A 16,638-nucleotide genomic window follows, 5' to 3' on the forward strand; every position below is an offset into this window, starting at 1 on the left:
CCACGAGAACTCCCTGCCGCCAGGCGTCCCTGGGGGGTCAGCCGACCTTCTCGAGCTCCGGGTCGCGGCGCTCGGCGATCTGCGGATTGCGGCTCTTGAGGATCGCCCAGCCGATGGCGAGGGCGACGGCCCAGCCGGCCGCGACGTACAGGCAGACCCGCGCGTCCTTGTCGTACGCGATCATGCAGGTCACGCCGATGAGGAAGAGGAGCGCGACCCAGCTGAAGAGTGCGCCGCCGGGGGCGGGGAAGGGCGAGGCGCGCAGCCGGCCGGCGTCGACCGCGGCGCGGTAGCGGATGTGGCTGATGAGGATCATCATCCAGGTCCAGATGCCGGCCGCGGTGGCAACGGAGGTGACGTAGAGGAACGCCTTCTCCGGCACGACGTAGTTCAGGACCACGCCGATGCCCATGAGCGCCACGGAGACCGCGATGCCGACGGCGGGCGTCTTGCGGGCGTTGAGCTTGCCGAACGCCTGCGGCGCCTCGCTGTTGGAGGCCAGGTCGCGCAGCATCCGGCCGGTGGAGTACATGCCGGAGTTGCAGGACGACAGGGCCGCGGTGAGCACCACGAAGTTGACGATGCCGGCGGCGAGCGGGATGCCGATCTTGCCGAAGGCGTGGACGAAGGGGCTCTCACCGGCGGAGAACTCGGTCCACTTGACGACGGAGAGGATCACCAGGAGCGCGCCGACGTAGAAGACGATGATGCGCCAGGGCAGGGTGTTGATGGCCTTGGGCAGGGTCTTCTCGGGGTTCTCGGACTCGCCCGCGGTGACGCCGACGAGCTCGACGGCGAGGTAGGCGAACATGACGCCCTGGAGGGTCATCAGGCTGGAGCCGATGCCGTTGGGGAAGAACCCGTCGTGCGACCAGAGGTTGGAGACGGCGGCGGTGTCACCGGCGTCGGAGAAGCCGAGGGTGAGCACGCCGAGGCCGATGACGATCATGCCGATGATGGCGGTGACCTTGATCATCGAGAACCAGAACTCGACTTCGCCGAAGATCTTGACGGAGATCAGGTTGACGCCGAACAGCACCACCAGGAACACCAGGGCGCTGACCCACTGCGGGATCTCCGGGAACCAGAAGTGGATGTAGATGGCGGCGGCCGTGAGCTCGGCCATGCCGGTGACCACCCACATGAGCCAGTACGTCCAGCCCGTGACGAAGCCGAAGAACGGACCGAGGAATTCGCGGGCGTACTCGGCGAAGGAGCCGGAGACGGGCCGGTAGAGGAGCAGCTCGCCCAGGGCCCGCATGATGAAGAAGATGACGACGCCGGCGAGGGCGTACATGAGGATGATGCTGGGTCCGGCCTTCGCGATGTTCGCTCCGGCGCCCATGAACAGGCCGACGCCGATGGCGCCGCCGATCGCGATCATCTGGACCTGACGGCTGCCGAGCCCGCGCTCGTACCCCTCTTCAGGGGCGTCGGTGACCTTCGCAGAGGTCATGGGTAGTGCGCCTTTCTCCATGCCGACCCGGGCCGTTGGTCGGCCGCGGATCGGGTCTCGATCCCCCCGGACTGATGGAGCGGAGCGGACCGCGAGGTTCCGCTCGTGCCTGGCCGGTGGTTACCGGCTCGGTGGCGCACCCGACGGAACATACGGGTGGTGTTCGCCGGGCGGTCGTGAAGATTTATCACGGCCGCCATACTGATCACTCGGGCGGTTTGTGGCGCACACCACAGGAAGAAGCGGACAAAGGGCACCTGAAAAGCCCATAGGTGGTGGCCGCTTTGACGGGATCGTTATCCGGATTTGAGCGTCCTCTGAGCGAACACGTCAGCGAACTTTTCCGGACATCTGCGACGGATTCACGGCATGAACGGCCGTCGGTTCAGGGCATCAGCGTCGAGACGAGCGTCTCCTGGAGCCCGCCGAGCCACAGGTACGCCATCACCATCGGCTTGCGCGGGTCCTCGTCGGGGAGCCGGTAGAGGACGTCGGTGTCGTCCTCGTCGTCGATCTGCAGCCGGGAGCCGATCGCGAGGCGCAGGTCGTTCAGCGCGCCGAGCCACTGCCGGGACTCGTCGGGCGACAGCTTGAGCACCGCCCCGCCCTCGCCCGCCGCGGTGAGCGCGTCCAGGGAGCGGATCACCGCGAGGGCGTTCTCGCGCTTGCCGGCCCGCAGGTCGTTCTCGGTGTAGCGGCGGAACTCCGCGGAGTACGCGCGTTGCTCCTCGGCGGCCTTGGGCGAGGGAGCGCCCTCGGGGTCGCTGTAGGCGTCCGGGAAGAGCCGGCGCAGCACGGGGTCGGCGGGGGGTTCGCTCGGGCCCTCGGCGAAGAGTTCGGCGAGCGGGTCGGCGCCGGCGTCCTCGGCGGGGCCGGGGCCGATGAGTTCCATCAGCTGCACGGCCAGGGACCGGATGATGGAGATCTCGACCTCGTCGAGGGCGACGGCCGCGCCGCCGCCGGGGAGCGGTTCGAAGTGTCCTGGCATGGAGGCGATTCGCTACTTCCGGTCCTGTTGGAGGGTGGCCCACAGACCGTAGCCGTGCATGGCCTGGACGTCCCGCTCCATCTCCTCGCGGGTGCCGCTGGAGACGACCGCGCGGCCCTTGTGATGGACGTCGAGCATGAGCTTGGTGGCCTTGTCCTTGGAGTAGCCGAAGTACGTCTGGAAGACGTACGTCACATAGCTCATGAGGTTGACCGGGTCGTTGTGGACGATCGTGACCCAGGGGACGTCGGGCTCGGGTACGGCGAAGGTCTCCTCCGCCGACTCGGTGCGTTCGATCTCCAGGGGTGCGGGTGACGTCACATGGCCCATGCTGCCACGGCTTCCAGAAATCGTCACACCGACGAAAAGGGGTGTACGATGATTGCCATGAACACAGCGGACCTTGGGCTGCCGGTGGACGTCCCGTCGACGGCGCTCTTCACGGACCACTACGAGCTGACGATGCTGCAGGCCGCGCTGAAGGCCGGTACGGCCGGGCGGCGCAGTGTCTTCGAGGTCTTCACCCGGCGGTTGCCGGAGGGGCGGCGCTACGGCGTCGTCGCGGGCACCGGGCGTGTCCTGGACGCGGTGGAGAACTTCCGCTTCGACGAGGGCGTCCTGGGCTTCCTGCGCGAGCGGCGGGTCGTCGACGAGGAGACACTGCACTGGCTCGCCTCGTACCGCTTCTCGGGTGACGTCTGGGGCTATCCGGAGGGCGAGGTGTACTTCCCGGGCTCGCCGATCATGCGCGTCGAGGGCAGCTTCGCCGAGTGTGTGCTGCTGGAGACGGTGATCCTGTCGATCCTCAACCACGACTCGGCGATCGCGGCGGCGGCCTCCCGGATGTCGTCCGCCGCCGGAGACCGGCCGCTGATCGAGATGGGCGCCCGGCGCACCCACGAGCTGGCCGCGGTGGCCGCCTCCCGGGCCGCGTACGTCGGCGGCTTCGCCTCCACCTCCGACCTGGCGGCCGGCTTCCGCTACAACATCCCGACCGTCGGCACCGCCGCCCACGCCTTCACGCTGCTCCACGACAGCGAGCGGGACGCCTTCCGGGCGCAGGTGGAGTCGCTGGGCCGGGGCACGACCCTGCTGGTGGACACCTACGACGTCGCCGAGGCGGTCCGTACGGCCGTCGAGATCACCGGTCCTGAGCTGGGCGCGGTGCGCATCGACTCCGGTGACCTGCTGCTGGTCGCGCACCGGGTGCGGCAGCAGCTGGACGAGCTGGGCGCCACCGGCACGAAGATCATCGTCACCTCGGACCTCGACGAGTACGCCATCGCCTCGCTCGCGGCGGCACCGGTGGACGCGTACGGCGTCGGCACCCAGCTGGTGACCGGCTCCGGGCACCCGACCGCCTCCATGGTCTACAAGCTGGTCGCCCGCGCCGAGTCCACGGATCCGCAGGCGCCGCTGGTGCCGGTGGCGAAGAAGTCCTCCGGCGGCAAGACCTCCATCGGCGGCCGCAAGTGGGCCGCGCGGCGGCTGGACGCGGAGGGCGTCGCCGAGGCGGAGGTCGTCGGCACCGGTCCGGTGCCGGACGAGCTGGCGGACCGGCAGCTGCTGGTGCAGTTGATCAAGGGCGGTGAGGTGCTCGCCCGCGAGCCGCTGGACGCGGTGCGCGACCGGCACACGGCGGCACGGGCGGGTCTGCCGCTGTCCGCCACCCAGCTCTCCCGAGGGGAACCCGTCATTCCGACGGAGTACGTCCGGGGCGGCTCGGGTAGCTAGGTGCTGTCCGGTCCGCAAGCGCTCTCCGGGCCCCCGGGCCCTGTGCGCATCGCCCGCAATTCAATAGGCTCGGAGGTTCACCGGCCGGGCCCGCTCCCCACCCGACCCCATAGTCGAAGGACACCGACATGCGCCGCGCCTTGATCGTCGTCGACGTGCAGAACGACTTCTGCGAGGGGGGCAGCCTCGCCGTGGCCGGCGGGGCGGAGGTGGCCGCCGCGATCACCGAGCTGATCGGGCAGGCACCCGCGGGCTACCGGCATGTGGTGGCCACCCGCGATCACCACATCGCGCCCGGCGGGCACTTCGCCGACAACCCCGACTACGTCCGCTCCTGGCCCGCGCACTGTGTCGCCGGGACCGAGGGGGTCGGCTTCCACCCGAACTTCGCGCCCGCGGTGGCCTCCGGGTCGGTCGACGCCGTCTTCGACAAGGGGGCGTACTCGGCGGCGTACAGCGGGTTCGAGGGCGCGGACGAGAACGGGGTGAAGCTGGCGGACTGGCTGCGCGGGCGGGAGATCGACGAGGTGGACGTGGTGGGCATCGCCACGGACCACTGCGTGCGCGCCACCGCGCTGGACGCGGTGAAGGAAGGGTTCCGGACGCGGGTGCTGCTGGAGCTGACCGCCGGGGTGGGTCGTGACACCACCGACCGTGCGGTGGAGGAGCTGCGGCAGGCCGGCGTGGAGCTCACGGGCAAGCCGGTCGTCCAGTAGGGCCAGAACCTTGCCGGCCGCGGCGTCAGGCATCAGGCGTCAGGGCTGAGGGCCCGGGGTCACGCCGGTGCTGCCGGCCGTCTCAGCAGGGCTCTGATCGGGTGCCACAGCTCCACCGTCAGATCCGCCGCCGGGGTGGTGCGCCATATCAGGCCGTCGGGGTGGTGGAGGACCGCGGTGATCTCGTCGGGGGTCGGCGGGGCGGCGTTGCCCCTGAGGTAGATCGCTCGCAGGCCCAGGTTGCGCAGCCTGGTCAGGGCGCGTGACCTGTTCTGGGCGTGGACGAGGACCCGTACCCCGGACGGTGCCTCGGCGGCGGGGCTGGGCAGGTTCAGTGCCACCACCACCGTGCCGTTCGGCAGCTTGCAGAAACCTCCTGCGGCCATGCGGTCACACCCCCGTGTCAGCCGGTGTCAATAAGAGAACCACAGGACGCACCTAAACACGGATCGGCGGTGACCCGCCAGGGGGTCACCGCCGATCACACTCTGACCTGCGAGGATGCGGATTACCTACCCGCGGGGCCGACCTCCAGCTCGATCGTCGAGCCGTCCTTGGCCTCCTTCACGATCTTGATCTTCGTGTTGGTGTCAGTGATCTTGACGCCGGCGGTCGGGTTCGACTCGTCGTAGTAGTCGTTGGTCCGGTCGTTGAAGACCGGAACACCCTTCGAGCCCGGGATCCAGGTCGCCACGTCCGCCTTGTGCAGCGTCATGCCGTCGGTGCGGTACTTGCTGAACGGCGAGTCGTAGGCCTGGATGCGGTTGCGCATCAGCGTGCCGTCGGACCACTTCAGCGCGGTCGGGTGGGAGTCGACCGGCAGGACCAGACCGGTGCCGGCGTGCTGGCTGGTGTTGTTGTCCGCCTGGGAGGTGTCCCACTTCCAGATCAGCAGACCGTTCTGGTACGCGTAGTGCTCCACCCAGTCCGGGCGGGACGTGAAGCCGAAGTTGTACGGGCCGACCTCGAGGGTCTTGTCGTACGACACGTACTGGCGGTTCTCGGCGATGTAGTACTGCGCGTAGTCCTTGGTGAAGGACGCGCCCTGGCGGGTGAAGCCGTTCGCCGTCCAGGCGGCGTCCTCGGTCTCGGCGTTGTCGGTGAACAGCGCCTCGCCGTCCGCCGTGACCTTGATCGAGTCGGCCGTGAAGCCCTTCTGGGCCACACCGCCGTCGGTCTGGTAGCGGAAGCGCAGGTCGACCTTCTTGCCGGTGTAGGCGTCCAGGGAGTACGCGAACTTCTTGTAGCCGTCGAGCGTGCCGTGCAGGGCGGGCTTGTCGCTGCCGTCGCGCGGGATCGGCTGGCCGTCCACCGTGCCGTCGATCGCCGTCCAGTTGGCGCCGCCGTCGGTCGACACCTCGGTGTAGAGGTAGTCGTAGTTGGCCTCGATGTCGTACCAGCCGTCGAAGGTCAGCTCGGCCTTCGCCTTGCCGGTGAGGTCCACCGAACGGGTCAGCGTGTTCTTGAGGTTGTCACCGCTGCCGCTCCACCACTGGGTCTTGCCCTCGGCGGGGGTGATGATCTCGGTGGTGACGGCCTTCTTCGGCAGCTGGACGACCAGCGCCTGCTTGTGCTTGGTGTTGTACTCCGCGACCCCCAGCTTGTGCCAGGAGTTCACGCCGGCCTTGGCGGTGTCGTAGTTCAGCCAGCCCAGCTGGAGCTTGTCCCAGGCGGTCATGTCGCCGGGCAGGTCACCGATCTCGTTCTTGCCGGTGCCGAGCCAGGAACCGGACGACATCAGCGTCCAGAAGCCAGTGGAGTTCTCGCCGCCGGCGGTGTCGTAGTGGTCCGGCAGACCGAGGTCGTGGCCGTACTCGTGGGCGAAGACGCCGAGTCCGCCGTTCTCCGGCTGGACGGTGTAGTCGCCGACCCAGATGCCGGTTTCGCCGATCTTCGCGCCGCCGAGCTTGTTGTTCTCGGGGCCGGTGGCGCCGGCGTCGGTGCCGAAGGCGTACCAGCGGTGGGCCCAGATCGCGTCGGTGCCCTGGGCGCCGCCGCCCGCGGACTCGTCCTCGCCGGCGTGCACGATCTGGAAGTGGTCGATGTAGCCGTCGGGCTCGTTGAAGTCGCCGTCGCCGTCGAAGTCGTAGCGGTCCCACTCGTCGTAGCGGGCGACGTCCGCCTTGATCTGGGCGTCGGTGCGGCCGGCCGCCTTCTGCTGGGCGACCCAGGCGTTCAGGCCGTCGCTGACGACGTTCCACACGCTCGGGCAGTTGGTGTCGCCGCAGGCGTTGTTGCCGTAACGGGCCTCGTTGTAGGGGACCTTGACCCAGTCGGAGACCTCGCCCTCGACCGAGTAGCGGCCGGAGGACTGCTTCTCGTAGTACGTCTTGACCGAGTCGACGCCCTTGCCGTGGCCGAAGTACAGGTCCTCGAAGTACTGCTGGTCGTAGTCCTCGCGCCAGGCCGTCGAGTTGTCCTTCTTGCGGTCCGGCTTGGCGATCTGGTTGTGCAGGGGACCGGGGGTGCCGCCGTAGCGGCTGTCTATCTGGTCGCCGAACTCGACCAGGATGGTGAATATCTTGTCCGTCTTCTCCCGGCCGAGCTCGACGTACTTGCTGTCGCCCTTCTTGCTCTTGAGCTGGACGACCTTCGAGCCGTCACGGTTCTTCACCGCGGCCTTGCCGGAGATGACCTGGTTCAACGCCTCTTCCCGCTGGGCCGCCTGAGTGTCACTCAGCGGGCCTTTGAGGTCGTGCGCGTGGTTGCCCTTCGCCGGGTGCGGGTCGTGGCGGTCCACGGCCTCCGGGCGGGCCGGCGAGTCCGCCTGCGCCACGCCGGCGGCGGAGAGCGTCGCGGCGGCCGCGGCGATCGCGACGGCTGTGGCCGCCGCTCTGAACGTCCAGGGTCTGCTGGTCACTTGAGTTCCTCCCCCGCGTGCGCGTGCGCGGATGGGGGGTCAGAGGCAGTACGAGTCCGCGCACGCGTGATCCACGCGTGTAGTCAAGTGACGACATTTGACTAGAGGTTCGCCGGAAAAGACAGACCTTGACTTGCACAAGTCAAGTGCACTATGCGGAGACGATGTTCGCTTTACGGACAGCCGGGGTGAAGACGGCGTGGGCGGGGCTCGGGTGAATGTGACACCGGCGCGTGCGCCTGTCCACTGGGTGGACGCCATGACTCCGTGCGCCCCCTGTGCACCGACCCTGTCGGTTAGGTCACGCTTACTGTCCGTTCCGCTCGGGCACGCTCGCGGTTAGAGTCGCTTGGCGGAACGCCATTGAGCCGGCGGAAATGCCAGGCCGACAGCCCCCGACTTCGAGGACACGATGGCCATGCCCCGTCCGACTGTCGCTCAGTTCGCCTACGGTTCGTGCACCGTGGTCTTCTCGACCCTCGCCATGCTGCTGATCTCCCGGACGAGTTCGGGTGTGGGGGTCGCGGTCGTCGCCGTCACGGCACTCGCCCTCGGACTCCTGGTGGCCCTGACGGTGCCGTCCGCCCGTCCCCGCCGGGTCGCGCCGGTACGGCTCGCGTCCACGCAGCGGACACGGGTACCGGCCGCGTCCGCGGAGCCCGTGCGGGCCACGGTCCCGGCTCCGGCGCGCGAGGGAATGCGGGAGGGTGTGCGCGAGCCCGTGCGGCAGCGGGCGGCGTCCTGACACACGCCCCGCACGGGGATCCTCGCGTCAGCGGGTGCTGACCACCACCGTCTTGGCCGCCTTGTCGTGCAGACCCTGCTTGTAGGGCCGGTCGAAGAAGCTCCAGCCGCCCGAGATCGCGGTCCAGACGCACGCGCAGCAGAAGGCGAACGGCAGCCAGAGCACGGCGGCGCGGATCAGCGCGGTCTGCATCGAGGGGTTGGCGCCGTCATTGAGGTTCGCCACCCGCATGTTCAGCAACTGCTTGCCCAGGGTCTGGCCGTTGCGCACGGTCAGGACGGTGTCGTACGCGATGTAGAGGACGGCGGCGATGAGCGACTGCCCGAAGGTCGTGCCGACCTCCACCTGATCGCCGTCGAGGTCGTAGTCGTTGACGTTGAACGCCCAGGTGAGCAGCCAGACGACCACGCCGACGAGGATCATGTCGATGATGCGGGCGAGGGTGCGCCGGGCGCTGTCGGCGAGCGGGGGCATTCCGGCGAGGGGGTCGCCGGGACCTCCGGGACCGCCGGGGCCCGGACCGTAAGGGCCGCCGGGACCACCGGGGCCGCCTGGACCGTACGGTCCGCCACCGCCGCCGCCCTGGTACGGCGGGGGCTGGCTGCCGTACGGCGAGTCGTAGGGAGAGCCCGCGCCCGGCCCCGGGCCCTGCCCGGGGCCCTGGCCCGGTGGGGGTTGCTTCTTGAACGGGTCGTCGTCCGGCGGCTGCTGACCGGACCCGGGGGGCGGTTCGGTGCTCATGGCCCGAGTCGACCGCGAACCCCGGGTCTCCGCATCCGGCGCGCCGCCGTCCGGAGTACGGCTGACGCGTGCTCAGCCGGCGACGAAGGTGTGCGCCGCCTTGTCGTGCCAGCACTGCCGCCACGGCTTGTCGAACAGACACCAGGCGACACCGACCACACCGACGACGAGCAGTCCGGGGATGCTGTAGACCAGCCAGCGGCGCAGGGCCGCGCCGAACTCCGGTGGCTCGTGGGCCTCGATGTCCCGCACCTCCAGGCCCAGCAGCTTCTTGCCCAGGGTGCGGCCCCACGTGACGGTGGGCAGCACCTCGGTGAGCACACCGGCGACGAGCAGGACACCGAGGACGATGCCGAGGTAGACCGAGGTGGTGCCGTCCAGGAGCCAGACCGTGACGGTCTCACCGGACAGCTTGGCCGCGTCGATCTTCGCGTTGACGTGGTCGACCGCCTTCAGGCCGAGCGGCACGGCGGCCACGGCGGTGAGCGCGCCGAGGACGAGGGTGTCCAGCAGCCGGGCGGCGAACCGCTTGCCGAGGCCGGCGGGGCGGGCGGATGCCTGGCGCCGGGCGGCGGCCTGGAAGGGGTCCTCGACCGGCGGCTTCCACGGCGCGACCGGCACGTCGTCCCCGCCCGCCAGCCGGTGCACCTGCTGCGCCCACGACGACTGCCCACCACCGGGACCACTGGTCAACGGCGCGCCACCGGGCACACCGGTCTGCGGCGGTACGGCGGACGGGGCGGCAGCCGCGATGCCCGCCTGGGCGGCGGGAGCCCCGGACTGCGGCGGTACGGCGGAGGGGTCGGGCGCCTGCTGGGGTCCGGAGAGGGCGGTCGGGGCGGCGGCGGGCGCGCTGCCTGCCGGGGAGGCGGGAGCGGCTGCCCCGGTTGCCGCCCGGGCGGCGGAGGGGCCCGACGTCCCCGTCCCCGCAGGGGCGCCGGAGCCCCCGGGAGCACCGGCCCCCGCCTGACCGGCGGCAGCCCGCGCGGCAGCGGCCTGCCCTGCCTGGAAGCCCGGCCGCCCGGGACCCGCCGCCCCGACAGCCGTGCCGGCCGGGCCCGAGGGAGCCGCCGCCGATCCCGCTCCGGCCCCGCCCGCACCCTGCACGCCGCCCGGGGCGGCCCCGGCCACACCTGCTGCGGCACTGCTCGCGCCCGCGCCGCCGGGCCGTTGGCCTGCGGCGCCGGACCCGGAACCGCCCGCGTCCGCGGCGGACCCCCGCGCACCGGCGGAAGCCGCCGCGCCCGTGTTCCCGGGGCGATCGGCCGTGCGCGGCTTCACCGCGCGGAACGTGATCGTCCCCTGGTCGTCGTCGGCGGCGTCCGAAGGCTCGGCGGTGCCGGGCCCCGGTGTGGGCCTGCGGAAGACGAAGGTGTTGCCCGCGGCGGCGGAGCCCTTCGGCTCCGGGGTGTCCGCGGACGTCTCGGGCTTCTGCTGCGGTGTCGACGTGTGCGGCACCCTCGGGTCCGTGCCCCAGGAGACCCTGCGGTCCTGGTCGCCGCCGAAGCCGGACTGGCGGGAGCGGTCGGCGCCCCACGCGGACGCGGGCTCGGGGCGGCTGCCGTGCTGGGACTCCGGGACAGCGGGTCCCACTTCCTCGACCGGGTCCTCGTCGAAGAAGTGCGGTCCCGTCTCCTCGACGGAGGGCGCGGCACCGGGCGGCGGTGCGAGCGGCTCCCCGTTCGCGGGCGCGGGGCGGCTCGTGCCCGGTACCCAGGCGGCACCGTTCCAGTACCGGACATATCCAGGAATGGACGGATCCGGGTAGTACCCTTCGCGGGGCCTGTCGTCGCCGGGTGCCGGGGTTGGGGCGCTCATGTCCGTCGTCCCGTATCTGCTCGGGGGTGGGTCGGGGGGCTCCACATCTATCAGACCCGCGCAACCCCCACGGCCCGTCCCACCGGACCCACCCCTTCGGGGCACTGATGTGATACCTGCCGGTGACCCTCACGGGAGCGGCGGCCGGAACGGGCGGTCGGGCTCGGGCGAAAAAGTCTCCCGGACCCGCGTAATGCCGCCGCCTCCGCCCGCTCTCTCCTCCCGACGGCCCCTCACGGGGCACCTTCACGGGAGAGGAACACACGCCATGCACATCGTGGTGGAGCGCGAACTGGAACTACGGCTCATCCTGTCGCCGGAGCGGAGCGTCCCCGTGCCGGCCCGGCTCGGCTACCGCAGCGACGACCCCTACGCCGTCCACATCACCTTCCACGTCGACTCGGCCTTCCCCGTGCACTGGACGTTCGCCCGGGACCTGCTGATCGAGGGCGTCTTCCGGCCGTGCGGGCAGGGGGACGTGCGGGTGTGGCCGTCGAAGGCGGACGGGCGCAGTGTCGTGCTGATGGCGCTGACCTCACCCGACGGGGACGCCCTTCTGGAGGCCCCGGCGGCGCAGGTGTCGGCCTGGCTGGAGCGGACGCTGCTCGCGGTGCCGCCCGGCAGCGAGGGCGGGCAGCTCGGTCTGGACGACGGGCTGGCCGAACTGCTGGCCCAGTGACGGCGCGGAAGGCTCGAAAGGCGCGGAAGGCCCGGAAGGCTCAGAAGGCTCAGAACAGCTTGCCCGGGTTGAGGATGTTCAGCGGGTCGAAGACCTGTTTGACGGCCCGCTGCATCTCCAGCCCCACCGGCCCGAGTTCGCGCGCCAGCCACTCCTTCTTCAGCACGCCGACGCCGTGTTCCCCGGTGATGGTGCCGCCGAGTTCCAGGCCGAGCGCCATGATCTCGTCGAAGGACTCACGGGCCCGCCGGGACTCCTCGGGGTCCTGCGCGTCGAAGCACACGGTCGGATGGGTGTTGCCGTCCCCGGCGTGGGCGACGACGCCGATGGTGAGCCGGTACTTCTCGGAGATCCGCTCGACGCCGTCGATGAGTTCGCCGAGCCGCGAGCGGGGCACGCACACGTCGTCGATCATCGTGGTGCCCTTGACGGCCTCCAGGGCGACGAGCGACAACCGCCGTGCCTGGAGCAGCAGTTCGGACTCGGCGGTGTCCTCCGCCGGGACCACCTGGGTGGCGCCGGCGGCCTCGCACAGCGCGCCGACAGCGGCGAGGTCGGCGGCCGGGTCGGTGGTGTCGAACGCGGCGAGCAGCAGGGCCTCGGTGGAGTCCGGCAGGCCCATGTGGGCCAGGTCGTTGACCGCCTTGACGGTCGTACGGTCCATGAGCTCGAGGAGTGAGGGGACATGCCCGCCCGCCATGATCCGGCACACCGCGTCGCAGGCTGCGGCGCCGGAGGCGAACTCGGCGGCCAGCACCAGCTGCTCGGGCGGCTTGGGGCGCAGGGCGAGGATCGCGCGGACGACGATGCCGAGGGAGCCCTCGGAACCGACGAACAGCCGGGTCAGGTCGTATCCGGCGACGCCCTTGGCGGTGCGGCGGCCGGTGGACATCAGGCGGCCGTCGGCCAGCACGACGTCGAGACCGAGGACGTACTCGGCGGTCACCCCGTACTTGACGCAGCACAGGCCGCCCGAGGCGGTGCCGATGTTGCCGCCGATGGTGCACTGCTCCCAGCTGGAGGGGTCCGGCGGGTAGTACAGGCCGTGCTCGCCGACGGCGCGGGACAGGGCGGCGTTGACGACGCCGGGTTCGACCACCGCGATCCGGTCGACCGGGCTGATCTCCAGGATGCGGTCCATCTTGGTCAGCGACAGCACGATGCAGCCGTCGGTGGCGTTGGCGCCGCCGGACAGACCGGTGCGGGCGCCCTGCGGGACGACCGGGACGCGCAGCTCGGTGGCGGTGCGCATGACGTGCTGGACCTGTTCGACCGTGCGGGGCAGGACGACCACGGCCGGGCTGCCGGCCGGGCAGAAGCTCGCCATGTCGTTGGCGTAGGAGGCCGTGACGTCGGGGTCGGTGAGGACGGCCTCGGGGGGCAGTCCGCGAAGCAGCCCGTCGACGAGGGGGCCGGCCGCCACCGTGTCTTCATCGCGTCGCGCTTCGATACGGCTCATGATCACAGCCTCGCACCCGCGGCCATCGGTGTGAACCCCGTGTACGGCAGGCGCAGCACACGGGGTGTGATCGTCGTACGAGCCCCTGGTGTGCCGCACAGTGTGCGCCATGGAGGACAAGCCAGTCGACCAGTCGGCCGACACGCCACTCGACAAGCCGGTCGACGAGCCGGAGGAGCAGCCGGCCGTCGACGACCCGCCACAGGAGCCCCGCCGCCGCACGGTCCGCCGCCGGCTGCTGCTCGCCTCGGTCGCCGGGAGTGCCGTGCTCGGCGGGCTGCTGGCGCTGCTGCCGTGGGGCGGAGAGGACGGGGGGCCGCCGCAGCCGGCGCCGGGAGCGCGGGCCCTGACGGCGGTCACCAGCGGGGTGCCGGCCTCGCTGCCCGATCTCCAGGTGCTCATCGAGGAGCGCGGGCGGCATCTCGGGAAGCATCCGCGGGACGCCGCGTCCTGGGCCGTGCTCGGGGCGGCCCAGGTGGAGCAGGGGCGCCGCCTGGCGGACCCGGCGTACTACCCGCGGGCCGAGAAGGCGCTGCGCACGTCGCTGAAGGTACGGCCGGAGCGGAACGCGGCGGCGCTGCGCGGCCTGGCGGCGCTGGCCAACGCCCGCCGGGACTTCGCGGCGGCGCGCAAGTGGGGCGAGGCGGCGCGGAAGCTGGAGCCGAAGGCGTGGACGACGTATCCGCTGCTGATCGAGGCGTGCGCCGGACTCGGTGATCACAAGGCGGTGGGCCGGATGCTGGACCGGCTCACCGAACTGCGCACGGGACGGGCGGTGATGGCGCACGCGGCGGCCGTGTACCGGGACCGCGGCTGGCGGGAGGACGCGGCGGCGCAGCTCGCCGACGCGGCGGCGGCGGCCGTCGAGCCGGCGGAGCGGGCGGCGTATGTGGAGCGCGCCGGGCAGCTGGCGTGGGAGCGCGGCGACCTTCAGGACGCGCTGCGGCACTTCCAGGAGGCGGTGCGGCTCGATCCCGACCAGCGGGCGGCGCAGGCCGGGCAGGGCAGGGTGCTGGCGGCGCTGGGGCGGACCACGGAGGCGCTGAGCGCCTACCGGGTGGCGCTGGAGAAGCAGCCGCGGCCCGAGTACGCGCTGGAGCTGGGCGAGCTGTACGCCTCGGTGGGCATGCCCGAGGCGGCGAAGGTGCAGTACGACCTGCTGCGCGAGCGGGTCCGGGAGGCCGCCGCGCACGGCGTGGACGAGGATCTGGTGCTCGGCCGGTACGAGGCGGACCACGGGGACCCGGAGGCGGCGGTGCGGCGGCTGCGGGCGGAGTGGAGACAGCATCCGTCGACCGCGGTGGCCGACGCGCTGGGCTGGGCGCTGCACCGGACCGGGGAGCACGAGGAGGCCCTCGACTACGCGGTGCGGGCGACGGAGGGCGAGCGCGGCGGCGGGGTGCGCAGCGCACTGTACGTGTACCACCGGGGCATGATCGAGCGGGCGCTGGAGGAGCACGGGGCCGCGCGGCGGCGTCTGCGGGAGGCGATGCAGATCAACCCGTACTTCTCGCCGCTCGGGGCGCGCGAGGCGAAGGCGGCGCTGGCCCGGCTGGGCGAGCCGCCGGTCGAGGCGGGGGCGGACGTGTCCTAGGGGGTCTCCCAGGGGTGTCCTGCCGGCAGGGGCGCGGCGGGCACCCCCCGTGGATGCCCGCCGCGCCGCTGCTCACGGCGTCAGAGGTTGCCGCGCTTGGCCTGCTCGCGCTCGATCGCCTCGAACAGCGCCTTGAAGTTGCCCTTGCCGAAGCCCATCGAGCCGTGCCGCTCGATCAGCTCGAAGAACACCGTCGGACGGTCCTGGACCGGCTTGGTGAAGATCTGCAGCAGGTAGCCGTCCTCGTCGCGGTCGGCGAGGATCTTCAGCTCGCGCAGCGTCTCGATCGGCACCCGGGTGTCGCCGACCCACTCGCCGAGCGTGTCGTAGTACGAGTCCGGGGTGTCCAGGAACTGCACACCGGCCGCACGCATCTGACGGACGGTCTGCACGATGTCGTTGGTGTTCAGCGCGATGTGCTGGACGCCCGCGCCGCCGTAGAACTCCAGGTACTCGTCGATCTGGGACTTCTTCTTGGCGATGGCGGGCTCGTTGATCGGGAACTTGACCTTGAGCGTGCCGTCGGCCACCACCTTCGACATCAGCGCGCTGTACTCGGTGGCGATGTCGTCGCCCACGAACTCCTTCATGTTCGTGAAGCCCATGACCTTGTTGTAGAACTCGACCCATTCGTTCATCCGGCCGAGCTCGACGTTGCCGACGCAGTGGTCGATGGCCTGGAAGGAGCGCTGGGCGGGCGGCTCGACGATCGGGTCGGCGGCGACGTAGCCGGGCAGGTAGGGGCCGTCGTAGCCGGTGCGCTCGACCAGGGTGTGGCGGGTCTTGCCGTAGGTGGCGATCGCGGCGAGGACGACCGTGCCGTGCTCGTCCTTGAGCTCGTACGGCTCGGCGACGGAGCGGGCGCCGTGCTCGACGGCGTAGGCGTACGCGGCGCGTGCGTCCGGCACCTCGATGGCGAGGTCGATGACGCCGTCGCCGTGCGCGGCCACGTGCTCGGCGAGGAAGGTGCCCCACTCGGTGCTGGGCTTGATCACCGAGGTGAGGACGAAGCGGGCGGAGCCGCTCTCCAGAACGTACGCAGCGGTCTCGCGGTTGCCGTTCTCCGGTCCGGAGTAGGCGACCAGCTTCATGCCGAAGGCGGTGGAGTAGTAGTGCGCCGCCTGCTTGGCGTTGCCCACGGCGAAGACGACCGCGTCCATTCCCTTGACCGGGAAGGGGTCGGCCTGCCGGGCGGTGGTCTCGGGAGTGTGGTGTGTGGTCTGCGTCATAGGGGCAGGGTGGTGCAGCCCGGCAAGGTGCGCAATAGTTCGCTGAATCACTGGGCAATGTGTTCAGCCGTACGCCGGTATCGGCGGGCTTTCTGTACAGGATGACCACCGGGAGGGGTGGCATGGCGATCGATCAGCTGGACGGCCGGATCATCGCGCTGCTGGCGCGAGAGCCGCGGATCGGAGTGCTGGAGATGTCGCGGCGGCTGGGGGTGGCCCGGGGCACCGTGCAGGCCCGGCTCGACCGGCTTCAGTCGAACGGAGTCATCCGCGGATTCGGCCCCCAGGTGGACCCGGCGGCCCTCGGCTACCCGGTCACCGCGTTCGCCACGCTGCAGATCCGGCAGGGCCAAGGAGCCGACGTACGGGCCCACTTGGCGACCGTTCCGGAGGTGCTGGAGCTGCACACCACCACCGGCACCGGCGACATGCTGTGCCGGCTGGTGGCTCGCTCGAACGCCGATCTCCAGCGGGTGATCGACCGCGTCGTCGGTTTTGATGGCATCGTCCGGGCCTCCACGGCGATCGTCATGGAGAACCCCGTCCCGCTGCGGATCATCCCGCTGGTGGAGCAGGCGGCGCTCGGCGACTGAGACGACCTGGCCGAGCTGGGGGTGAG

At 71.0% G+C, this 16,638-nt stretch carries 15 protein-coding genes; 6 read left to right on the forward strand and 9 right to left on the reverse strand.

What is annotated here, in order from left to right:
• Nucleotides 1-37 precede the first annotated feature (37 nt).
• The 3 genes from AB0412_RS25885 to clpS all read right to left on the reverse strand — a co-directional run bounded on the left by AB0412_RS25885 (nucleotide 38) and on the right by clpS (nucleotide 2,774).
• Nucleotides 38-1,456 (reverse strand): amino acid permease, encoded by a 1,419-nt coding sequence (locus AB0412_RS25885; RefSeq protein ID WP_366404972.1) that lies wholly within the window; start codon nucleotides 1,454-1,456, stop codon nucleotides 38-40.
• A 385-nt stretch (nucleotides 1,457-1,841) separates the two neighbouring features.
• Nucleotides 1,842-2,444 carry a DUF2017 domain-containing protein gene (locus tag AB0412_RS25890; RefSeq protein WP_366404973.1) on the reverse strand — a complete coding sequence of 201 codons (603 nt, stop codon included), beginning with the start codon at nucleotides 2,442-2,444 and terminating at the stop codon, nucleotides 1,842-1,844.
• 12 nt (nucleotides 2,445-2,456) lie between these two features.
• Nucleotides 2,457-2,774: an ATP-dependent Clp protease adapter ClpS gene (gene clpS, locus AB0412_RS25895; protein WP_366404974.1), complete on the reverse strand. Its 318-nt coding sequence runs from the start codon at nucleotides 2,772-2,774 to the stop codon at nucleotides 2,457-2,459.
• 57 nt (nucleotides 2,775-2,831) lie between these two features.
• Between clpS and AB0412_RS25900 the strand changes: the two genes are divergently transcribed.
• Together AB0412_RS25900 and AB0412_RS25905 are read left to right on the forward strand one after the other, a co-directional pair.
• Nucleotides 2,832-4,178, forward strand: a complete 1,347-nt coding sequence (locus AB0412_RS25900) for a nicotinate phosphoribosyltransferase (RefSeq protein WP_366404975.1) — start codon at nucleotides 2,832-2,834, stop codon at nucleotides 4,176-4,178.
• A 128-nt stretch (nucleotides 4,179-4,306) separates the two neighbouring features.
• Complete coding sequence (locus AB0412_RS25905) at nucleotides 4,307-4,894, forward strand: isochorismatase family protein (RefSeq protein ID WP_366404976.1); 588 nt, start codon at nucleotides 4,307-4,309, stop codon at nucleotides 4,892-4,894.
• Nucleotides 4,895-4,953: 59 nt separating this feature from the next.
• Here the strand turns inward: AB0412_RS25905 and AB0412_RS25910 are convergent, their stop codons facing one another.
• Together AB0412_RS25910 and AB0412_RS25915 are read right to left on the reverse strand one after the other, a co-directional pair.
• Nucleotides 4,954-5,280, reverse strand: coding sequence for a hypothetical protein (locus AB0412_RS25910; protein ID WP_366404977.1), 327 nt, complete (start codon nucleotides 5,278-5,280; stop codon nucleotides 4,954-4,956).
• Between the two features lie 122 nt (nucleotides 5,281-5,402).
• Nucleotides 5,403-7,754, reverse strand: a complete 2,352-nt coding sequence (locus AB0412_RS25915; RefSeq protein WP_366404978.1) for an immune inhibitor A domain-containing protein — start codon at nucleotides 7,752-7,754, stop codon at nucleotides 5,403-5,405.
• Nucleotides 7,755-8,166: 412 nt separating this feature from the next.
• Between AB0412_RS25915 and AB0412_RS25920 the strand changes: the two genes are divergently transcribed.
• Nucleotides 8,167-8,499 (forward strand): hypothetical protein, encoded by a 333-nt coding sequence (locus AB0412_RS25920; RefSeq protein ID WP_366404979.1) that lies wholly within the window; start codon nucleotides 8,167-8,169, stop codon nucleotides 8,497-8,499.
• 27 nt (nucleotides 8,500-8,526) lie between these two features.
• Here AB0412_RS25920 and AB0412_RS25925 read toward each other — a convergent pair whose 3' ends face one another.
• Complete coding sequence (locus AB0412_RS25925; RefSeq protein ID WP_366404980.1) at nucleotides 8,527-9,240, reverse strand: RDD family protein; 714 nt, start codon at nucleotides 9,238-9,240, stop codon at nucleotides 8,527-8,529.
• Between the two features lie 72 nt (nucleotides 9,241-9,312).
• Nucleotides 9,313-11,058 carry an RDD family protein gene (locus AB0412_RS25930; protein WP_366404981.1) on the reverse strand — a complete coding sequence of 582 codons (1,746 nt, stop codon included), beginning with the start codon at nucleotides 11,056-11,058 and terminating at the stop codon, nucleotides 9,313-9,315.
• Between the two features lie 268 nt (nucleotides 11,059-11,326).
• Here AB0412_RS25930 and AB0412_RS25935 point away from each other — a divergent pair, with 268 nt between their 5' ends.
• A complete protein-coding gene (locus AB0412_RS25935) occupies nucleotides 11,327-11,737 on the forward strand; it encodes an SsgA family sporulation/cell division regulator (protein WP_366404982.1) in 411 nt (136 codons plus the stop codon).
• Nucleotides 11,738-11,786: 49 nt separating this feature from the next.
• On the opposite strand, the gene AB0412_RS25940 is transcribed toward AB0412_RS25935, so the two are convergent.
• Entirely contained in the window at nucleotides 11,787-13,202 is a 1,416-nt protein-coding gene (locus tag AB0412_RS25940) for an FAD-linked oxidase C-terminal domain-containing protein (RefSeq protein WP_366404983.1), read from the reverse strand.
• A 103-nt stretch (nucleotides 13,203-13,305) separates the two neighbouring features.
• Here AB0412_RS25940 and AB0412_RS25945 point away from each other — a divergent pair, with 103 nt between their 5' ends.
• Complete coding sequence (locus tag AB0412_RS25945) at nucleotides 13,306-14,790, forward strand: tetratricopeptide repeat protein (protein WP_366404984.1); 1,485 nt, start codon at nucleotides 13,306-13,308, stop codon at nucleotides 14,788-14,790.
• Between the two features lie 80 nt (nucleotides 14,791-14,870).
• Here the strand turns inward: AB0412_RS25945 and hppD are convergent, their stop codons facing one another.
• Complete coding sequence (hppD, locus tag AB0412_RS25950) at nucleotides 14,871-16,019, reverse strand: 4-hydroxyphenylpyruvate dioxygenase (protein WP_366404985.1); 1,149 nt, start codon at nucleotides 16,017-16,019, stop codon at nucleotides 14,871-14,873.
• Nucleotides 16,020-16,141: 122 nt separating this feature from the next.
• On the opposite strand from hppD, the gene AB0412_RS25955 reads away from it, so the two are divergent.
• Nucleotides 16,142-16,612 (forward strand): Lrp/AsnC family transcriptional regulator, encoded by a 471-nt coding sequence (locus AB0412_RS25955; RefSeq protein ID WP_366404986.1) that lies wholly within the window; start codon nucleotides 16,142-16,144, stop codon nucleotides 16,610-16,612.
• The last annotated feature ends 26 nt before the right edge of the window (nucleotides 16,613-16,638 follow it).

It is taken from the genome of Streptomyces sp. NPDC052012 (genome assembly GCF_040689265.1).
In the GTDB taxonomy this organism is placed as follows: domain Bacteria; phylum Actinomycetota; class Actinomycetes; order Streptomycetales; family Streptomycetaceae; genus Streptomyces.